General features: G+C 43.6%; 14 protein-coding genes. 8 read left to right on the top strand and 6 right to left on the bottom strand.

Going from position 1 to position 17552, the window contains the following annotated elements:
* Positions 1 to 4: 4 nt before the first annotated feature.
* Positions 5 to 2143: a ribonuclease R gene (gene rnr / locus ACFQZI_RS08955; protein WP_377141356.1), complete on the bottom strand. Its 2139-nt coding sequence runs from the start codon at positions 2141 to 2143 to the stop codon at positions 5 to 7.
* A 143-nt stretch (positions 2144 to 2286) separates the two neighbouring features.
* On the opposite strand from rnr, the gene ACFQZI_RS08950 reads away from it, so the two are divergent.
* On the top strand, positions 2287 to 3606 hold the full coding sequence (locus ACFQZI_RS08950; protein ID WP_377141353.1) for an MFS transporter: 1320 nt from the start codon (positions 2287 to 2289) through the stop codon (positions 3604 to 3606).
* 15 nt (positions 3607 to 3621) lie between these two features.
* Complete coding sequence (locus tag ACFQZI_RS08945) at positions 3622 to 4350, top strand: (Fe-S)-binding protein (RefSeq protein WP_377141350.1); 729 nt, start codon at positions 3622 to 3624, stop codon at positions 4348 to 4350.
* Positions 4351 to 4995: 645 nt separating this feature from the next.
* Here ACFQZI_RS08945 and ACFQZI_RS08940 read toward each other — a convergent pair.
* Entirely contained in the window at positions 4996 to 6393 is a 1398-nt protein-coding gene (locus ACFQZI_RS08940; RefSeq protein WP_377141347.1) for an MBL fold metallo-hydrolase, read from the bottom strand.
* A gap of 339 nt (positions 6394 to 6732) precedes the next feature.
* Positions 6733 to 8571, bottom strand: coding sequence for an ABC transporter ATP-binding protein (locus ACFQZI_RS08935; protein ID WP_377141344.1), 1839 nt, complete (start codon positions 8569 to 8571; stop codon positions 6733 to 6735).
* Positions 8572 to 8831: 260 nt separating this feature from the next.
* Between ACFQZI_RS08935 and ACFQZI_RS08930 the strand changes: the two genes are divergently transcribed.
* The gene (locus ACFQZI_RS08930; protein ID WP_377141341.1) at positions 8832 to 9044 is read left to right on the top strand and encodes a hypothetical protein; all 213 of its coding nucleotides are present in this window, start codon (positions 8832 to 8834) and stop codon (positions 9042 to 9044) included.
* On the opposite strand, the gene ACFQZI_RS08925 is transcribed toward ACFQZI_RS08930, so the two are convergent.
* Positions 9028 to 9804 carry an SAM hydrolase/SAM-dependent halogenase family protein gene (locus ACFQZI_RS08925; protein WP_377141338.1) on the bottom strand — a complete coding sequence of 259 codons (777 nt, stop codon included), beginning with the start codon at positions 9802 to 9804 and terminating at the stop codon, positions 9028 to 9030. The two genes, ACFQZI_RS08930 and ACFQZI_RS08925, sit on opposite strands and share 17 nt — an antisense overlap.
* Before the next feature lie 102 nt (positions 9805 to 9906).
* Between ACFQZI_RS08925 and ACFQZI_RS08920 the strand changes: the two genes are divergently transcribed.
* The 4 genes from ACFQZI_RS08920 to ACFQZI_RS08905 are packed head-to-tail and all read left to right on the top strand — an operon-like array spanning position 9907 to position 13212.
* Positions 9907 to 10872 carry a PhoH family protein gene (locus ACFQZI_RS08920; protein WP_377141335.1) on the top strand — a complete coding sequence of 322 codons (966 nt, stop codon included), beginning with the start codon at positions 9907 to 9909 and terminating at the stop codon, positions 10870 to 10872.
* A 29-nt stretch (positions 10873 to 10901) separates the two neighbouring features.
* A complete protein-coding gene (locus tag ACFQZI_RS08915; RefSeq protein ID WP_377141332.1) occupies positions 10902 to 11846 on the top strand; it encodes a phosphoribosylaminoimidazolesuccinocarboxamide synthase in 945 nt (314 codons plus the stop codon).
* Between the two features lie 53 nt (positions 11847 to 11899).
* The gene (locus tag ACFQZI_RS08910; RefSeq protein ID WP_377141329.1) at positions 11900 to 12277 is read left to right on the top strand and encodes an STAS domain-containing protein; all 378 of its coding nucleotides are present in this window, start codon (positions 11900 to 11902) and stop codon (positions 12275 to 12277) included.
* Positions 12278 to 12294: 17 nt separating this feature from the next.
* A complete protein-coding gene (locus ACFQZI_RS08905; protein WP_377141326.1) occupies positions 12295 to 13212 on the top strand; it encodes a ribonuclease Z in 918 nt (305 codons plus the stop codon).
* 26 nt (positions 13213 to 13238) lie between these two features.
* Here the strand turns inward: ACFQZI_RS08905 and ACFQZI_RS08900 are convergent, their stop codons facing one another.
* Entirely contained in the window at positions 13239 to 13829 is a 591-nt protein-coding gene (locus tag ACFQZI_RS08900) for an acetate uptake transporter (RefSeq protein WP_377141323.1), read from the bottom strand.
* Positions 13830 to 13928: 99 nt separating this feature from the next.
* Between ACFQZI_RS08900 and gpmA the strand changes: the two genes are divergently transcribed.
* A complete protein-coding gene (gene gpmA, locus ACFQZI_RS08895) occupies positions 13929 to 14621 on the top strand; it encodes a 2,3-diphosphoglycerate-dependent phosphoglycerate mutase (RefSeq protein WP_377141320.1) in 693 nt (230 codons plus the stop codon).
* 50 nt (positions 14622 to 14671) lie between these two features.
* Here the strand turns inward: gpmA and ACFQZI_RS08890 are convergent, their stop codons facing one another.
* Positions 14672 to 17482: a S9 family peptidase gene (locus tag ACFQZI_RS08890; RefSeq protein ID WP_377141317.1), complete on the bottom strand. Its 2811-nt coding sequence runs from the start codon at positions 17480 to 17482 to the stop codon at positions 14672 to 14674.
* Between the last annotated feature and the right edge of the window lie 70 nt (positions 17483 to 17552).

The raw sequence follows: 17552 nt of genomic DNA, 5'->3' as shown, positions 1-17552 counted from the left end.
TATATTAATCCTGTACCAGGCTAAAATCTATTTGTTTTTTGGTAAGGTCTACATTTTTTACGCGGATCTTCACTTCATCGCCAAGCTGGTAAACTTTCTTTTTGCGCTGACCGATGATGGCGTAGTTCTTCTCATCCAAAGTATAAAAATCGTCGCTAATGTCACGCAGGCGTATCATTCCCTCACATTTGTTTTGCTCAATCTCTACATACATACCCCACTCGGTAACCCCCGAAATAATACCGGTAAATACGTTTCCGATCTGGTCTTTCAGGTATTCGGCTTGTTTGTATTTTACTGATGAACGCTCGGCATCGGCAGCCTTTTTCTCCATTTGCGAACTGTGTTTGCACAATTCTTCGTAATGGTCGGCATTGGCGCTTTGGCCGCCGTTAAGGTAATGCTGCAGTAAACGGTGCACCATCACATCCGGATAACGGCGAATAGGCGAAGTAAAGTGCGTATAGTGGTCAAAAGCCAGGCCATAATGGCTGGTGCTTTTAGTGGTATAAATAGCCTTCGCCATAGAGCGGATGGCTAACTGGGTAAGTACATTTTGCTCTTTTTTGCCCTCTACATCCTCCATCAAAAAGTTAAGTGAGCGGGCAGTTTCCTTGTCAGACTTAGTATTGATCTTATATCCAAACCTCGCCGCGAACTGCGCGAAGTTGGCCAGGGCATCAGGCTTTGGCGTATCATGCACACGGTAAACAAAGGTATATTTATGTTTGCCTTTTCCCATTTTGCTCACATGTTCGGCTACCTTGCGGTTGGCTAAAAGCATAAAATCTTCAATCAGTTTATGGGCGTCTTTACGCTCTTTAACATAAACCCCAATTGGTTTGCCGCTTTCATCCAGCTTAAATTTAACCTCGGTTGTTTCAAAGCTGATAGCGCCCGCCCTAAACTTGCGTTCGCGAAGTTTATAGGCAAGGGCATTTAGTTTCTCTATTTCCTCAACGTAATCGCCGGTTTTGGTTTCTATCACGTCCTGCACTTCTTCATAGGTAAAACGCCTGTCGGAATGGATAACCGTTTTACCGAACCATTGGTCAATAACATTAGCATTCTCATCCAGTTCAAATACAGCGGCAAAACAAAGTTTATCCTCTTTTGGGCGAAGCGAACATAGACCGTTAGATAACCGCTCAGGCAACATCGGGATAACCCTGTCTACCAGGTAAACAGATGTACCGCGTTCGTAGGCCTCTTTATCCAAAGCCGAATCCGGGATGATGTAATGCGATACATCGGCAATGTGCACACCTACTTCATAATTACCGTTCTCCAGTTTCTTAAATGATAAGGCATCGTCAAAATCCTTGGCATCAAACGGGTCGATGGTAAAAGTTAACACATCCCTAAAATCGCGGCGTTTGGCAATTTCTTCGGCGCTTATTTCGCTCGGGATATCCTCGGCATCACGTTCAACCTCCGCAGGGAAGGATAGGGGGAAGCCATACTCAGCCAGGATGGCGTTCATTTCGGTATCATTTTCACCCTGTTCGCCTAAAATATGTTTAATGCGGCCTATTGGGTTTTTAGCACCGGCCGGCCAGTCGGTAATTTCGGCAACCGCCTTGATGCCATTTTTAGCGCCGTTAAGATCGCTGATGGGGATAAAAATATCGTGCATCATTTTACGATCATCGGGAATAAAGAACGCGAACCGCTCAGACAGTTTAACCACACCGGTAAACTCCATTTTATTGCGCTGCAATATTTCTATCACTTCACCTTCCTGGCGTTTACCGCGGCTTTTTGCGTACACGTAAACCTTCACACGGTCGCCGTTTAGCGCGTTGCGTAATTTACGCGGGGCTACAAAAATATCGGTTTCGCTTGGGTCGTCGGTCACAATAAAGGCTGATCCATCATTAGTGAGGTCAACCTTGCCTTCTACAAAGGTTTTAAGCTCCAGCAGTTGGAATTTGCCCGGCGACAGTTCTTTTAGTACACCTTTAAAGGCTTCGTTCTTTAAAATATCCAGTATAACGCCACGGGCATCAGGGTCGCGTACGTTTAGCTTGGCAGAAACTTGTTTATGGTTTAGCGGCGTATTGCCGTTTTGTTCAAATATATCAAGTACCATTTGCGTTAGCACCTGGTCTATAGTAGAGTTATGTTTATTCTTTTTTGACATTTATAGATGTTTGTTGCTAAGGTACGAAATGCAAGGGCTTTATAGGTTAACGATTGCTAACAATATTACGGTATATGTACAGTTCACAGTTGCTTTGTTCAATTTTTTCTAAAACTCTAAAAATTGTATACTTTTAGTGTGCAATGCAAGAAAAAAATCAACCTAAAACCATCCGTGCCTGGGCCATGTTCGATTGGGCCAACTCGGCCTATAACCTGGTAATTACCACAACCGTTTTCCCGGCTTACTATGTAGCTATTACCACCAATGCGGCTAATGGTAACAGGGTAAACTTTTTCGGGTTCAGCGTTATTAATACCGCCCTGCAAGATTATGCACTTGCTGCCGCCTACCTTGTTATGGTACTATTGCTGCCCATCCTAAGCTCCATTGCCGATTACCGGGGTAACAAAAAGGTGTTCATGCAGTTTTTTACAGCACTTGGCTCATTAGCCTGCTGCAGCCTGTTCTTGGTTAATGAGCAAAATATAGAATGGGGCATCGTAGCCTTTGCTATTGCCGCAATTGGCTATGCCGGTGGTTTTGTGTTCTATAACTCTTACCTGCCCGAAATTGCCACGCTGGACATGCAGGATAAGGTAAGTGCCAAAGGTTTTACTTACGGCTATATAGGCAGTGTTTTGCTGCAAATTATATGCTTTGTATTTATTTTGATGCCAGGCACCTTTGGGTTAACCAAGGGTTCGGCCTCGCAACTATCATTCCTGCTGGTAGGCATCTGGTGGATAGGTTTTGCTTTAATACCCTTCTCGGTGTTGCCAAAAGGCAGCCCGAACGCGCAATCGCACCATCAAAATATAATTAAGGGCGGGTTTGTGGAGTTGAGTAATGTTTGGGCGAAAATACAACGAATGCCTTTGCTTAAACGTTTCCTGCCGTCATTCTTCTTTTACTCTATGGGGGTACAAACTATTATGCTGGTTGCTACAAGTTTCGCCGCAAAAGAACTGGGTATGCCAACCGAAGCCCTGATCAAAATAATCCTGATCATACAGGTTGTCGCCATTGCAGGCGCAACCATCATGTCGCGCTTATCTGATAAATATGGCAACGTACGTGTGCTGATATTTGTAGTGTTGCTTTGGATAGGCATTTGCATAGCCGCGTACTTTACTACAACCGCCACTCATTTTTACATTGTAGCCATTTTTGTGGGACTGGTAATGGGAGGCATTCAATCATTATCACGCTCTACTTATTCTAAATACCTGCCGCAAAACATCCCGGATACGGCATCGTTCTTTAGCTTTTACGACGTTACCGAAAAGCTGGCCATTGTTGGCGGCTTATTTAGCTTTGGCTTCATTGAACAGTTAACCGGCAGCATGCGTAACTCAACCCTTGTGCTGGGCTTATTTTTTGTTGTTGGTTTGCTTTTGCTGTTTTCTTTATTCGCTGCCGAGAACAAAGCGAAGAAAAATGCCGAATTTAGCGCCCGTTAACATTTACCCGTAGCAATGACAATTGAGTTATTTATCCCGTGTTTTATAGATCAGTTGTATCCGGCTACCGCTTTTAATACTGTTAAAGTACTCGAAAAGGCTGGTTGTAAGGTAAATTACAATCCCGAACAAACCTGCTGCGGTCAGCCCGCTTTTAACGCCGGGTTTTGGGATGATGCCAAGGCTGTAGGTAGCAAGTTCCTGAATGATTTTCATGATGACAGCGTTATTGTTTCCCCATCGGCATCTTGCACCGGTATGGTACGCAACTACTATAACGACCTGTTCACCAACACCTCCTCCCACAATAAATGCCGCGCTATTCAAAGTAATATTTACGAACTAAGCGATTTTTTGGTGAATATCTTGGGCGTCGATTACTTTGGAGCCGAGCTGGAAGGCCGTGCTGTTTATCATGATAGCTGCGCCGGCCTACGTGAATGCAAAATTAAGGATGAGCCGCGCCAATTGCTCTCTAAAGTATTAGGCCTGGAGCTGGTTGAGCTTAAAGATAACGAAACCTGCTGCGGTTTCGGCGGCACTTTTGCTGTAAAGTTTGATGGCATTGCCACCGCTATGGCACAGCAAAAGGTAGATAATGCCCTCGCTGCCGATGCCGAATACATCATATCGACAGATGCATCCTGCCTGCTGCACCTGCAAAGTTATATCGACAAAAATGATCTGCCCATCAAAACCATTCACCTTGCCGATGTGCTTGCGCATGGGTGGGGAAATGTGTAAGCAAGTTCAATTCGCCAGTTATTGCTTCGTTAGGAATGACAATTCGAAATTGTTTAGCCTGTGGATGTTCATTTCTTTTCTCTCAAAAGAAACGAACCAAAGAAAAGTCGCGACTTGGTAACACCCTATTTAAGTCAGTGCTTTATCAGGTGCGGTGCCACCCGTGTGTTACGCTATGTCGCAGTTTAAGGTTATCGTTCCGTCCTTCAAGCTCGAACGACTAAATATTTGTCATGCTGAGCGACAGCGAGGCATCTAATCTACGACATGCAATTCTGTTAGGCAAAGTTCAACAATCTATCCTTCACTATCGCTCAGGATGACAAAGTAAATATGATTTCTATCGAGCGGTGGCCTTAATGTCAAAGCGGGCGGGCCGGGTGTATGGCGGGAATGCCGGTTTAGCTTTCGAAGTCCGCGCATGCGGCGAGAACGCGTTAAGAACCGGCAGGGCGGGCGGAAGCTTTGCTTTGACTTGGCCTTTTGTTTTGGTTACTTTTCTTTGTGGCTAAGACAAAGAAAAGTAACATCCACAGGCTTGGCAATAACTCATTGGCGTACCTAACTAAGAACTAATCAACGGCTCTGTACAGCAAAGAGATTGCTTCTATCTTGTAATGAAGTGCGGAGAATAGGTAAAGCCATTTACAACTCGTACGCCACCGCTTTCTCCGGTATGGTAACCTTATAACCATCACTTTCCAAAGCATCGGCCATGGCCTGCATGCTGGTGGCCTCGCCGTGTACTAAATAAACGCCTTTAAGCTTGTTTGGGTCCTGCGACTTAATATTGTTGACCAAGTCTTCATGATCGCCGTGAGCGCTTAATACGTCTGTTTGTTTGATGGTAGCATAAACGGCCAGGTCGCGGTCTTTGATGTGGACTATAGGGTCGCCGCGCAGCAGGCGATAGCCCAAAGTACCTTTTGCGCAATAGCCTATGAATAGTATGGTGCAGTAGTAATTCTGGATATTATAAAAAAGGTGATCCTGGATGCGGCCACCCTCCAGCATACCGGCCGATGAAATGATAATGCAGGGCTCGTAGTAGTTAGATACCTGGCGACTGTCCTTAAGAGTCTCTACGTAGGTGAGGTGTTCAAATTCAAATTCATCACCTTGTTTGTTGTAAAACTCCTGCGCTTCGGTATTAACCAGGTGATGGTGCTTGCGGTACAAGCTGGTAGCGCGTGCAGCCATGGGGCTGTCTACAAATACCTTAACAGGAGGGAGCAAACCCGCGTTAAAAATTTTATTAAGCGCAAACACCAGCGACTGCGTGCGGCCGATACTGAAGGCAGGTATGATTAACCGGCCCTGCTCATTAATACAAACTTTTTGGATAGTTTCTATCAGGGTTTCCTGTACGGTTTTACCTTTGGAATGCATCCTACCACCATAGGTAGATTCGGAGACGATGTAATCAACCGGAGGCAGCGGGTCGGGGTCGTTTAACACCGGATAATTTTTGCGGCCAATATCACCGGTAAAGGCGATAGATTTTTCTTCGCCGTTATCGTTTATTTTTAATACCGCTGCCGCGGCGCCAAGCAGGTGACCGGCAGGGATAAAAGTTAACTCAATGTCGCCGGTTATGCGGAATGGTTTATTATAGGCAATGGTTACAAAGCGCTCAACCGTATCCATCACATGCTTTTGCAGGTATAAAGGTTGCGGCCCGCCGCTGCCATGTTTATGCTTGCGGCCCCTGCTGCGGCCTTTTTGCGCTTTAGATAAAAAGATGTTTACCGAGTCTATCAGCAATAGTTCTGTAAGGTCGGCAGTAGGTGGCGTACAAAGGATCTGGCCGTTAAAGCCCATGCGCACCAAAGTTGGCAGGTTGCCCGAATGGTCTATATGGGCATGGGTGAGTATCACCACGTCTATCTCTTCGGGCCGGAAGCCGAAATCTTCGTTTACCTGTATATTATGGTCTTTTTCGTAATCCAGCCCGCAGTCTATCAGTATTTTATATTGCCCTACCTGTAGCAGGTGCATACTGCCCGTAACCTGGCGGGCAGCGCCGTGTATCGTTAGTTTCATTTATTCAGTTCGCAAGCCCTCATCAAGTATTGGGCCTATTGCAATAATAGCGATTTAATGTGGTTCAAGGTGTAAATCAACCCCGTTATTAGTACAACAAATAGTTTAAACTTATTTCGGGAAGGGTTGTAAATAAGGGTGTCCCATTCCGTCCCGTTTTTTACAGTAGTGGGACACCCTAATGAAAAATTATAATTAATTAAATTATAAACACTTATGATATTTATTTAAATTTTTAAATAAGATAAATTTAAAAATGAAATTTCATTAACTATCTCATTTTCAATTTATTAAATCACTGTCCCGCTTAGTGTCACAAATAGTGGGACACCCGGTAATTTAGCTATGTGCCGTTTCGAATTGCAACTGGCTTAAGTAGCGGTATAAGCCTTGCTCATTAGCTATCAATTCCTGGTGGTTGCCGGTTTCTACTATGTTGCCTTTCTCCAGCACTATGATCTTATCTGCCTCGCGGATGGTTGACAGGCGATGGGCGATTATGATGGACGTACGGCCTTTCATCAACACTTCTAAAGCTTCCTGTACCAGGCGTTCAGATTCTGAATCGAGCGACGAGGTGGCTTCGTCCAGTATGAGGATAGCAGGATTTTTAAGCAGGGCACGGGCAATGGCAATACGCTGGCGCTGCCCGCCCGATAGCTTTACGCCACGCTCGCCAACAATGGTTTCGTAACCTTGGGGGAAGGAGGTGATAAACTGATCGGCATTGGCTTTCCTGGCTGCCGCGATGATCTCTTCTTTGGTAGCGCCGAGTTTGCCATAGGCGATGTTCTCTAAAATAGTACCGCCAAACAGCAATACATCCTGCGGTACAATGGCTACCTGGTTACGTATATCCGTTAATGCATATTCGTTTGCGTCCAACCCGTCGAAATAAATGCTGCCGCTTTGCGGATGGTAAAATTGTAATATCAGCGCAGCCATAGTAGATTTACCTGACCCGCTTGGCCCAACTATAGCCACTTTTTGCCCGGCGTTAGCGGTAAAAGAAACGTCTTTTAAAACGGTAAGCTCCGAACGGCCTGGGTAAGCAAATACAACATTGTTAAAAGCCAGGTTGCCGTTTATTTTCTGTTTAATGGCGTTATCTGCTATATTAATTGAAACATCTTCGCCTTTTTCGCCAAGTATCTCCAGAACACGCTCGCTGGCGCCCACAGCTTTTTGAACATTAGCATACAGATCTGGCAGGCTACCCATTGCAGCACTAATAAATGCCGCGTAAACGATGAAGTTGGTTAGCTGCCCAAAGGTCATGCCCTTATCATGAATAGATACAAGGTAGGAGCCATACCATATCTCGCAAAAAACTGTACCAAACAGACAAAAAACTATAAATGCCCCAAACATGCCGCGATATTTTGCTCCGCGTACTGCAATAGACACTACACGTTGTAATGTTTTATCGTACCTACCTGCTTCAAAAGCCTCATTAACAAAGGCTTTTACGTTCGCTATGCCTTGTAGTGTTTCTTCAACAATTGTATTAGATTCTGCTAATTGGTCCTGTGCTTCCCTTGAGATACCCCTAATGAATTTTCCAAATACTATGGCCACAACTATTAGCACAGGCAGTACAACTAACAAGGCGATGGTAAGCTTCCACGAGATGATAACCAAAAGTGTGATACCGCCTATCAGTATGATTACCTGGCGTATAATTTCCGCTAAAGTTGTAGTTAAAGTTTCCTGTATCTGCGAAAGATCGGCACTGATGCGGCTATTGAGTTCGCCAACCCTGCGATTAGCGAAAAAGTTCATTGGGAGGGTAATAAGCCTAAAGTAAGTATCCCTGCGGATAGCCGCCAATGATTTTTCAGCTACCTGAACAAACCAGGTGATCCTGAAATAGGAAACAAAACCCTGTAGAAATAAAACTACGATGGCAACTTCTCCAATCTTTTTAAGGTCGGCAGGTACAAACCCGTACCGTTTAACGCCCTGTGAGGCATCTATCAGCGCCCCAAAAAATCCCGGAAAAGCCAATCCAACCAAACTGGAGATGACAAGAAAAAGCAATCCACCTATAAATTTTACCCTGTAAGGTTTTATATAGCTCAACAACTTGCTTACATTCCGTAGGGTTTCGGTATTTAATTTTGCTTTGGGTAATTCTGCTTCTGCCTTGCTGCCACTGTTCAGTCTGCCTCGTGCCATTTATAATATGTAGTATATGTTATATGTACAAAGCCGCTAAATTAAGCCTTTCTTTTGCTTTTTGTAAAGGCTAAAGCTAAAATTGACGCAAAGGTGAGAACAATCACTTTATTTGCGGGGTAATGTTGGTTTTTAAAAATTGAAGATGCCAATGACCAGGATAAGATTCATAAAACCAAAACTTTATTTTAATGATGCTTAAACTTAGTTTACTTATTGTAATTTACCTACATTAGATTAAATTATTAAAAGTCATCACCATGAATATCAGATCATTTCCAAAAAACACCAGTAAATTTTTATTGGTGGGATTGCTTGTTGTTTCCTTTACGCTGTTACTTGGGCAGTTTACAACATTGCCTGATTTTGTAAGAGGGGCGCTAATGGGAGTAGGCATAGGTTTGGAGATTATTGCGCTAACCAGGCTTGCCGCTTATAAGCAGAAAATGCGCGGTACTACTGAAAATCAATAATTACGCTATCGCCGAGATTTAGGCCTAAAAGCCCGCTGGCATTACCTTTATTAATAGCAATCTCCAGGTGGTCGCTTATGCCAAAGAGGCAAAGTTTTTCGCCTTCGGGCACTTCATTATAATGCCAGCTAAGGTGGTTGATGGTTTCGTTACGCTTAAAATAAAGCACAAACTTGCGGCCCTGCTGCACGCGGTTAAAAAACTCTTTGGTGATGTTAGTGATCACATTCTGGAACGAGTCGATATAGATCACCGCGCCTTTGATAATATTTTTTTCGATAACAGGCTGCAGGGTCATCTTATTCTCCACGCTGGTTACAGGCAAGCCAATTTCGGCAAGGGTGCCGCCGTTGGCTAAATGGCAGGCGGCCTTCACAAAAATATCTGCCAACGGGAAGTGCAGAAACTTAAGGTCCTGCATAATATTTATTTCCACAATCTCATCAGGCTCATCGTTAAACATTAACGAAAATATGCCGTTATCGGCGCCAACAAAATAGTGGTTCTTGTAGCGTATGGCAAGGTAGCGGGTTTGTGTATTGTACACAGTATCAATACCAATAAGGTGTACTGTGCCATCTGGGAAATAGTAAAAACTATTCTTTAAAATAAAGGCTGCCTGCTGTACATTAAAGGCTGCGACATTGTTAGTAATATCTACAATATTTACTGTCGGGAGCAATTTATAAATACTACCTTTAAGGGCAGCCTGATAAATATCTTTATCGCCCAGGTCAGTAGTTAAAGTTATAATTGCCATTAATTTTGTAAATATTTATTGCTAATCTTGTAGAGTATTAAAGGTGCAAATATTCAATTTTTAATTCATAAAAATTCGTAAACTGTCAAAAATCAATTCCTATTGAACGAGCTAAAGTTAACAATTGAGCAAGTAAACCCCGCCGTATTATGGGGCCCGAACAACGACCATTTCGAGATCTTAAAAAAGCAATTCCCTAAGCTTAAAATAGTTGCGCGCGGCAGCGATGTTAAAGTTTTGGGTGACGAACAGGAACTAACCGCTTTTCAGGAAAAGTTTGACCACCTGCTGCAGCATGTAGAAAAATTTGAAAGCCTTAACATAATTGATGTAGAACGCATTTTAGGCAGCAAGCCTACAGCAAAACCCGCGGCAGCCGGCGAAAGTACCCCTGATAAATTTGCAAGCGGCGAGGTATTGGTTTTTGGCCCCAACGGTATAATGGTTAGGGCGCGCACGCCAAACCAGCACCGCATGGTTGACAGCCTTGCCAAAAACGACATCCTTTTTGCTATAGGGCCTGCAGGTACGGGTAAAACCTACACCGCGGTTGCACTGGCCGTAAGGGCGTTAAAAAACAAAGAGATAAAACGCATTATACTTACACGCCCGGCTGTTGAAGCAGGGGAGAACCTGGGATTTTTGCCGGGCGACTTAAAAGAGAAGATAGACCCATACCTGCGCCCGTTATACGACGCGCTGGATGACATGATACCAGCCGAAAAACTAAAGCTTTACCTGGAGAACCGCACTATTGAGATTGCGCCACTTGCCTTTATGCGTGGCCGTACGCTTGATAATTGCTTTGTGATATTGGATGAGGCGCAAAACGCTACCGATATGCAGTTAAAAATGTTTTTGACCCGTATGGGACCATCGGCTAAGTTTATTGTTACGGGCGATGTTACCCAAATAGATTTGCCAAAGAAACAGCAATCGGGTTTGTATACCGCCCTGCGTATTTTAACGGATATAAAAGGAATTGACATTGTTTACCTGAGCGGGGAAGACGTTGTTCGCCACAAACTGGTGAAACGCATTTTGGAAGCTTACGGGGACATTCAATAACGTAATCAAGACTTATAGAGTCAAGAAACATGAACGCTATAAAAGAAACACATTTTAATTTTGAGGGGCAAACCAATTACTATAAAGGTAAGGTCCGTGATGTTTATACCATAAAAGATAAATACCTGGCTATGGTGGTTACCGACCGCATTTCAGCGTTCGATGTAGTATTGCCGGAGGCCATTCCCTACAAAGGGCAGGTGCTAAACCAAATTGCCGCTAAGTTTTTAGAAGCAACCGCCGATATCGTGCCTAACTGGGTTATTAGCGTGCCAGATCCATCTGTTACTATTGGCCGCATTTGCGAGCCCTTTAAAGTAGAAATGGTAATTCGCGGATACCTTGCCGGCCATGCTGCCCGCGAGTATGCTGCCGGACGTAAACAAGTATGTGGTGTAGCGCTTGCCGACGGCCTAAAAGAGAACGATAAACTACCCGAGCCTATCATCACCCCAACAACCAAAGCAGCAGTAGGGCACGATGAAGATATATCCCGCGAGGACATTCTTGCTAAAGGCATCGTAAGCGAGGCCGATTATATTCAGTTAGAAAATTATACACGTCTGTTATTTCAGCGTGGTACAGAGATAGCCGCTAAACAAGGCCTTATCTTGGTTGATACCAAATATGAGTTCGGCAAAGTTGGAGATACCATTTACCTGATAGATGAAATTCATACTCCCGATTCTTCGAGGTATTTTTACAGTGAAGGATACGCCGAAAGGCAGGAAAGCGGCGAACCACAAAAACAACTTTCTAAAGAGTTTGTTAGAAAGTGGCTTATCGAAAATGGTTTTCAGGGTAAAGACGGGCAAAACGTACCTGTAATGACGCCGGAGATCGTGAGTTCGATATCTGAAAGGTATATTGAGCTCTATGAGCAAATTACCGGCGAAAAATTTATTAAACCCGAGCTTGCAGATGTTATAAAGCGGGTAGAGAACGCCATAAAAGGAGCTTTAGCTTCTATTTAAATTCTTTAATTAGAGATAAAATAATTATATCTTAGCTTTTTAATAATAATAAAATGAAATATACGGTTGACAAGCACGAGAAGTATATTCTTATTAAGCTTAACGAATCAAAGTTAAATTCGTTGGTTACCCCCCAGCTAAAATCTGAGTTGATACTGATCAATACCGAAGGCCAGAGGAATATCATCCTGGATCTGTCGCAGGTTAAGTTTGCAGATTCATCAGGCTTAAGCAGTTTACTGGTAGGGCACCGCTTATGTAAGAATGCGAGCGGTTCATTTATCCTTTGTGGTTTAAATGACGCTGTTTCACGTTTAATAACTATCTCGCAATTAGATAATGTTCTTTCTATTGTGCCAACCTGCGAAGAAGGTATCGACCTTATTTTCATGGAAGAGATCGAGAAAGAACTGAAAAGAGAAATCAGATAATAACCTGTTACCCCGGTATGAAGTTTGAAGTTACAATACTGGGCAGCAGCTCTGCAACCCCCATTTTTAACCGTAACCCCACGGCGCAAGTACTCAACATAAACGAAAAGCTTTATTTAGTTGACTGCGCCGAGGGCACCCAGCAACAAATGCTGCGGTTTGATGTTAAAGCCAGCCGTATAGATTATATTTTTATTAGTCACCTGCATGGCGACCATTATCTTGGCCTGGTTGGTCTGCTCTCGTCCATGCATCTAAACGGGCGTAAAAAAGCTATTAAGTTATTTTGCCCCGCGCCGTTAAAAGAGATTATAGAGTTGCAGTTAAAATACTCAGAAACCACGCTGCATTACCCAATAGATTATGTATTTACCGATGCCACCCAAAAGGGCATTATATTAGAGAACCAGGATGTATTTGTAGAAACCATTCCGCTGGATCACAGGATACCCTGTACCGGCTTTTTATTCCGCCAAAAAAAACGCCTGCGTAAATTAATAAAAGAGCAAATTGAGGGGCTTGATGTACCTATAGCTCAATATAGCGCGCTTAAAAAAGGCGCAGATTATACCGCCCCGGATGGTACGGTTTACAAAAACGAAACCCTAACCATTGCACCCGAGGAGCCAAAATCATACGCTTACGTATCAGATACGCTTTATACTGAAAAGTACCTGCAACAAATAAACTCAGCCACGCTGCTTTACCACGAAGCTACATTTTTACATGATATGCTGGACAGGGCTAACCAAACACACCATACCACCGCCTTACAAGCAGGGGAAGTGGCCGTTAGGGTGAATGCCGGAAAGCTGATAATTGGCCACTTCTCTGCCCGTTATAAAACGCTTAACGAGTTGCTTGAAGAAGCGCAAAGCGTTTTCCCTAATACAGAACTTGCCGTAGAAGGAAAAACGTTTATTATAAGCGAGTAACCAAAGAATTTGTTAATTAAGTACGGCTAAACCGTACCTATAGGCAACACTTCCCGGCCATAAACTTCATTCATTACGCCTGCAATGCCGGTGTAAATAGCCGAAAGGCCGCAGATGATACCCTCATACCCCGCAAGGTGTTTAATAGTTTCGCTGCCTGTTGCATCGCCCCAAACCAACAAGCCAAACAACACGGTAAGCGAACCGAAAACAAATTGTAGCGCACGGTTTAGTTTTAATGTGCCAAAAAACAGGCAGAATGTAAAGAATCCCCAAATGCCTAAATAAGCGCACATGGCACCTTCACTTGCTTTTGACGCCCACCCTAATTTGGGCATCACTATCAAAGCAACCAACGATAGCCAAAAAAAGCCGTAAGATGTGAATGCAGTAAGCCCGAAGGTGTTGTTCTTTTTAGCCTCTATAATACCTGCAATAACTTGTGCCAAACCGCCGTAAAATATGCCCATAGCCAATATCATAGCATTTAGCTCAAAAAAACCGGCATTGTGGATGTTTAATAATACGGTTGTAATGCCGAAAGCGCAAAGACCAAGCGGTGCAGGGTTGGCAATGCCATCCTTTACAACCACAGGTGTGGGTGTGGTAGGTATCATAATAAAGTTTAAATTTGATTTATAATATGCAATCTAATTCAAATAAATCGAATTAGCAATAGTTTTTAAACCTGCACAGCACTTGTGCGTTAAACTTATATGATGCAAAAGTTAGTATTGATACGCCATGGTGAAAGTATTTGGAACCAACAAAACCGCTTTACAGGTTGGACGGACGTCGACCTTTCTGAAGGAGGGCTGCGACAAGCTATAAACGCGGGTAAACTACTTGCCAAACATGGTTATACTTTTGATATTGGCTTTACATCCGTATTAAAACGCAGTATTAAAACCATGCACTTTGTGCTGGAACAGATGGATGCGCTTTGGATCCCGGTACATAAATCGTGGCGGCTAAACGAGCGGTTCTATGGTGCTTTACAGGGGTTAAACAAAACCGAAACCATTGAGAAATACGGCGAGGAGCAGGTACAAAAATGGCGCCGCGACCCGCATGAAAAACCACCGGCCATAACTGAAAAGGATGAGCGTTTCCCCGGGCACTATTTAAGATATAACGATTTGACATATCGCGAACTTCCCTTAACCGAAAACTTAAGCGAAACCATGGACAGGGCATTACCGTTTTGGCATGAAAGTATTGTGCCTGCCATTCGCGAAAACAAAAAGGTGATCATTTGCGCCCATGGCAACAGTCTGCGCGCACTTATCCAATACATCGAAAACCTGAGCGACGAAGAAGTGACTAAACTTGACATCCCCACCGCAACCCCATGGGTTTATGAATTGGATGACAGGCTGAATTGCATAAAGCATTATTATCTTCAGTAGGCATTTATAAGTTTGCAGCTTGCATACAAATTCTGCAAACTGCAAACTCCTTACTGCGAACTTATTTCAAGCCCCCAATCCTTACCTTTATCTACAGCAGGTATGCCTTTATCCATCCATACAGGCATTGGCGCGCCTTTCAGGATGTGGTCGAAAAACTGCGCTTCGCGGATGCTGATATCTTTACGGTTCTGGCGTTTAACAAGGTTATGTGCCTCATCATTATATTGTAACAGCCAAACAGGTTTGCCTAACCTGCGCAAGGCAGTAAACATTTCAATGCCCTGATACCACGGCACAGCGCCGTCTGCATCATTGCTCATGATAACCACCGGCGTTTTAACTTTAGGAAATTGAAACAAAGGAGAATTTTCGATATATAGATTAGGTTTTTCCCAAAGTGTAGCACCAATACGGCTCTGTGTTTTTTCGTACTGCGACTGGCGATTAATACCACTTTCCCAACGGATGCCGCCATAAGCGGAAGTCATGTTAGCAACAGGTGCACCTGCCCACGCCGCGGCATACATGTTGGTTTGGGTTATTAAATAAGCCACTTGGTAACCGCCCCAACTTTGCCCTTGTATGCCAATATGCTGCCCGTCAACCCAAGGGTTTTTCTTTAAAGCTTCTACACCTGAGTTTACATACTCAACAGCAGATTGCCCGGGATGGCCGGCCTCATAACTAATATCGGGCGCGAATACCAGGTAGCCATTACTTACAAACCAAGAAATTGGCAGCCTTGATGGTGTGGGAGAGGGTGGGATATAATTGTATAAACCGTCGGATAGCTTCTCATAAAAATAAGCTATCAGCGGGTATTTTTTGTTTGGGTCAAAATCTTCGGGCTTGTACAAAACCCCTTTAGATCTGTAGCCTTTAGGTGTTGTCCATTCCACCAACTCTGCAGTACCCCAGTTGTATTGGGCTTGCTGTGGGTTAATGGCGCTAAGCCTGGTTTCTTTCATCAGATCTTCTGATACATAAAGATCCGGGGATTGCGTATAGCTGTACTTGGTATAAATAAATTTATTATCATCCTTAGCTTTTTGCAAGGCGCTATAACCCATAGGCGCCATAACCATTTTTTTAGGTGCGTAATCGCTCAACAGCGCTTTTTTATAATATCCCCATTGCTTATTCTCGTCATTCTGTACAATCATCCACAAAGTCTTTTTAGATGGGATAAATTTTTCTTCCGGGTCGTTTGCATTGTAGCGGAACTCCAGTTTATACCTCCGGCCCATGCCGTTTGTAAAGTTGGTTGCTTTGCCGGTTGCCGGGTCAATAGCCCAAATATCGTAACGGTCGTATATCAACACCCGCTTGTCGCCTTCTTCCCAGCCTGCAATACCATATGGCGACGGGTCATCGGGTACGTCGTTATCCTCAGCACCCATTTTAACATGGGTACCCGCGGTTAAATTTACTTTTTTACCGGTTGCTATGTTGTAACTATGCCAGTTTTGATCTTTCGAATCAAACCAAATCACGTAATTACCGCCGGGAGAAATGCTGTACCGGGCTTTCAGCCTATCGTTTACGCGCACGCGTTCACCGGTTTTGATGTTAATTAAATATGCTGCTTGCTTAGTGCCGCCTTCCCATTGCGATTGTACACGTGCGCCGGTATCTGTAAGCCCTAAAGCATACGGCGCATCATTATTATCAGCAATTGATATTTCACGAATAGCCGGGTCGCCTAACTGCACTAACTTCTTTGTGCCATCTGCAGGGCGTATAATTGCCTGGTAACTGCGTTTTAGCTCGCGCTGAAGGTTTTTAAGTTGTTGAGGCTGCAGGTAATCATCCTTATAATTCCAGATATCTAAACGGGCGTTCTCAAACTCAACTAAAGTAGTATCGGCGGGCTTGGGGATAGGCGCGGTACCAAAAAAAAGGTTGTTGCCGCTTTTACTGAATGATACTTTACCATCACCGCTAACTGTCCATTTAACCGGCATGCCTTCAGAGCCCGGCCCGGCAAGCACAATAGCGCTATCTTTAGACGGTGTATAATAATATAAACTAAAAGGCTTAACCAATGCTTTCTCCGGGTTCTTTTCGGCAGTAAAGGCTAATTGTTTACCCGCGTCATCAAACGTTATATTTTTATAATTACCCCGGCCCGTACTTACAGCTTTCAGCGAATCTTTCTCTACATCGTAAACAAATAATCCTGACTTAACTGTTTTACTTTTCTTTGGTGCGGTTACAGAGAATGCCAGCCATTTACCGTTCTTAGCAAGTTGGTAATCGCTTACATAATTAAAACTACGTGTTTTACCATTTAATAGCTGATGAATGGTAAGCTCTGCACCATCTTTTGTTGGTGGTGCTATGGTTGTAGCAATGGCTTTTTTTGAAGTATCTGATGCTTCTGGTTTTTTCAATGTATCGGCAGAAGAGAGGTAGGCTACAACTGTTGCTTTATCTGCTATTTTAAACAAGCGGATAGCCGGAATTTTTTTGATGGTGTTTTTACCCAGTGTGATAATACCCAGCGTGTCTTTTGGAAAGTCGGACTGTTTTTTCTTTTTGATCTTTGCCTGGCGAATGTCCTTATAAAACGGCCTGATCATAAATAACGCGTATTTGGAGTCGGGTGTAAACCTTACCGTGTCGGCACGCGGAATGGTTATTTTATTTTTGCCTGACGCATCAGAAACTATTAAGTTAGCATCCCCTTCCTGTGGTTTTACAACATAAACAACCCATTTGCCATTGTTGCTTATACGTTCATTAGCGATGCTTTGCCAACCATCGTAAACGCTATGGTCGAGCGGTTTTTTAGGTGCCTTTTGGGCAATTGCGTATAAACTAAGTATTAATAAGGTTGGAAGTAAAAGTTTTTTCATAAAAGGGAAGTTATGTAACCAGCCCTAATATCTTAAATTTTAATGCGTTGAGAGGGAATGAAATGAAAAA

It is taken from the genome of Mucilaginibacter lutimaris (assembly GCF_042676625.1).
GTDB classification, from domain to species: domain Bacteria; phylum Bacteroidota; class Bacteroidia; order Sphingobacteriales; family Sphingobacteriaceae; genus Mucilaginibacter; species Mucilaginibacter lutimaris.
This window is presented reverse-complemented; position numbering and strand designations above follow the sequence as displayed.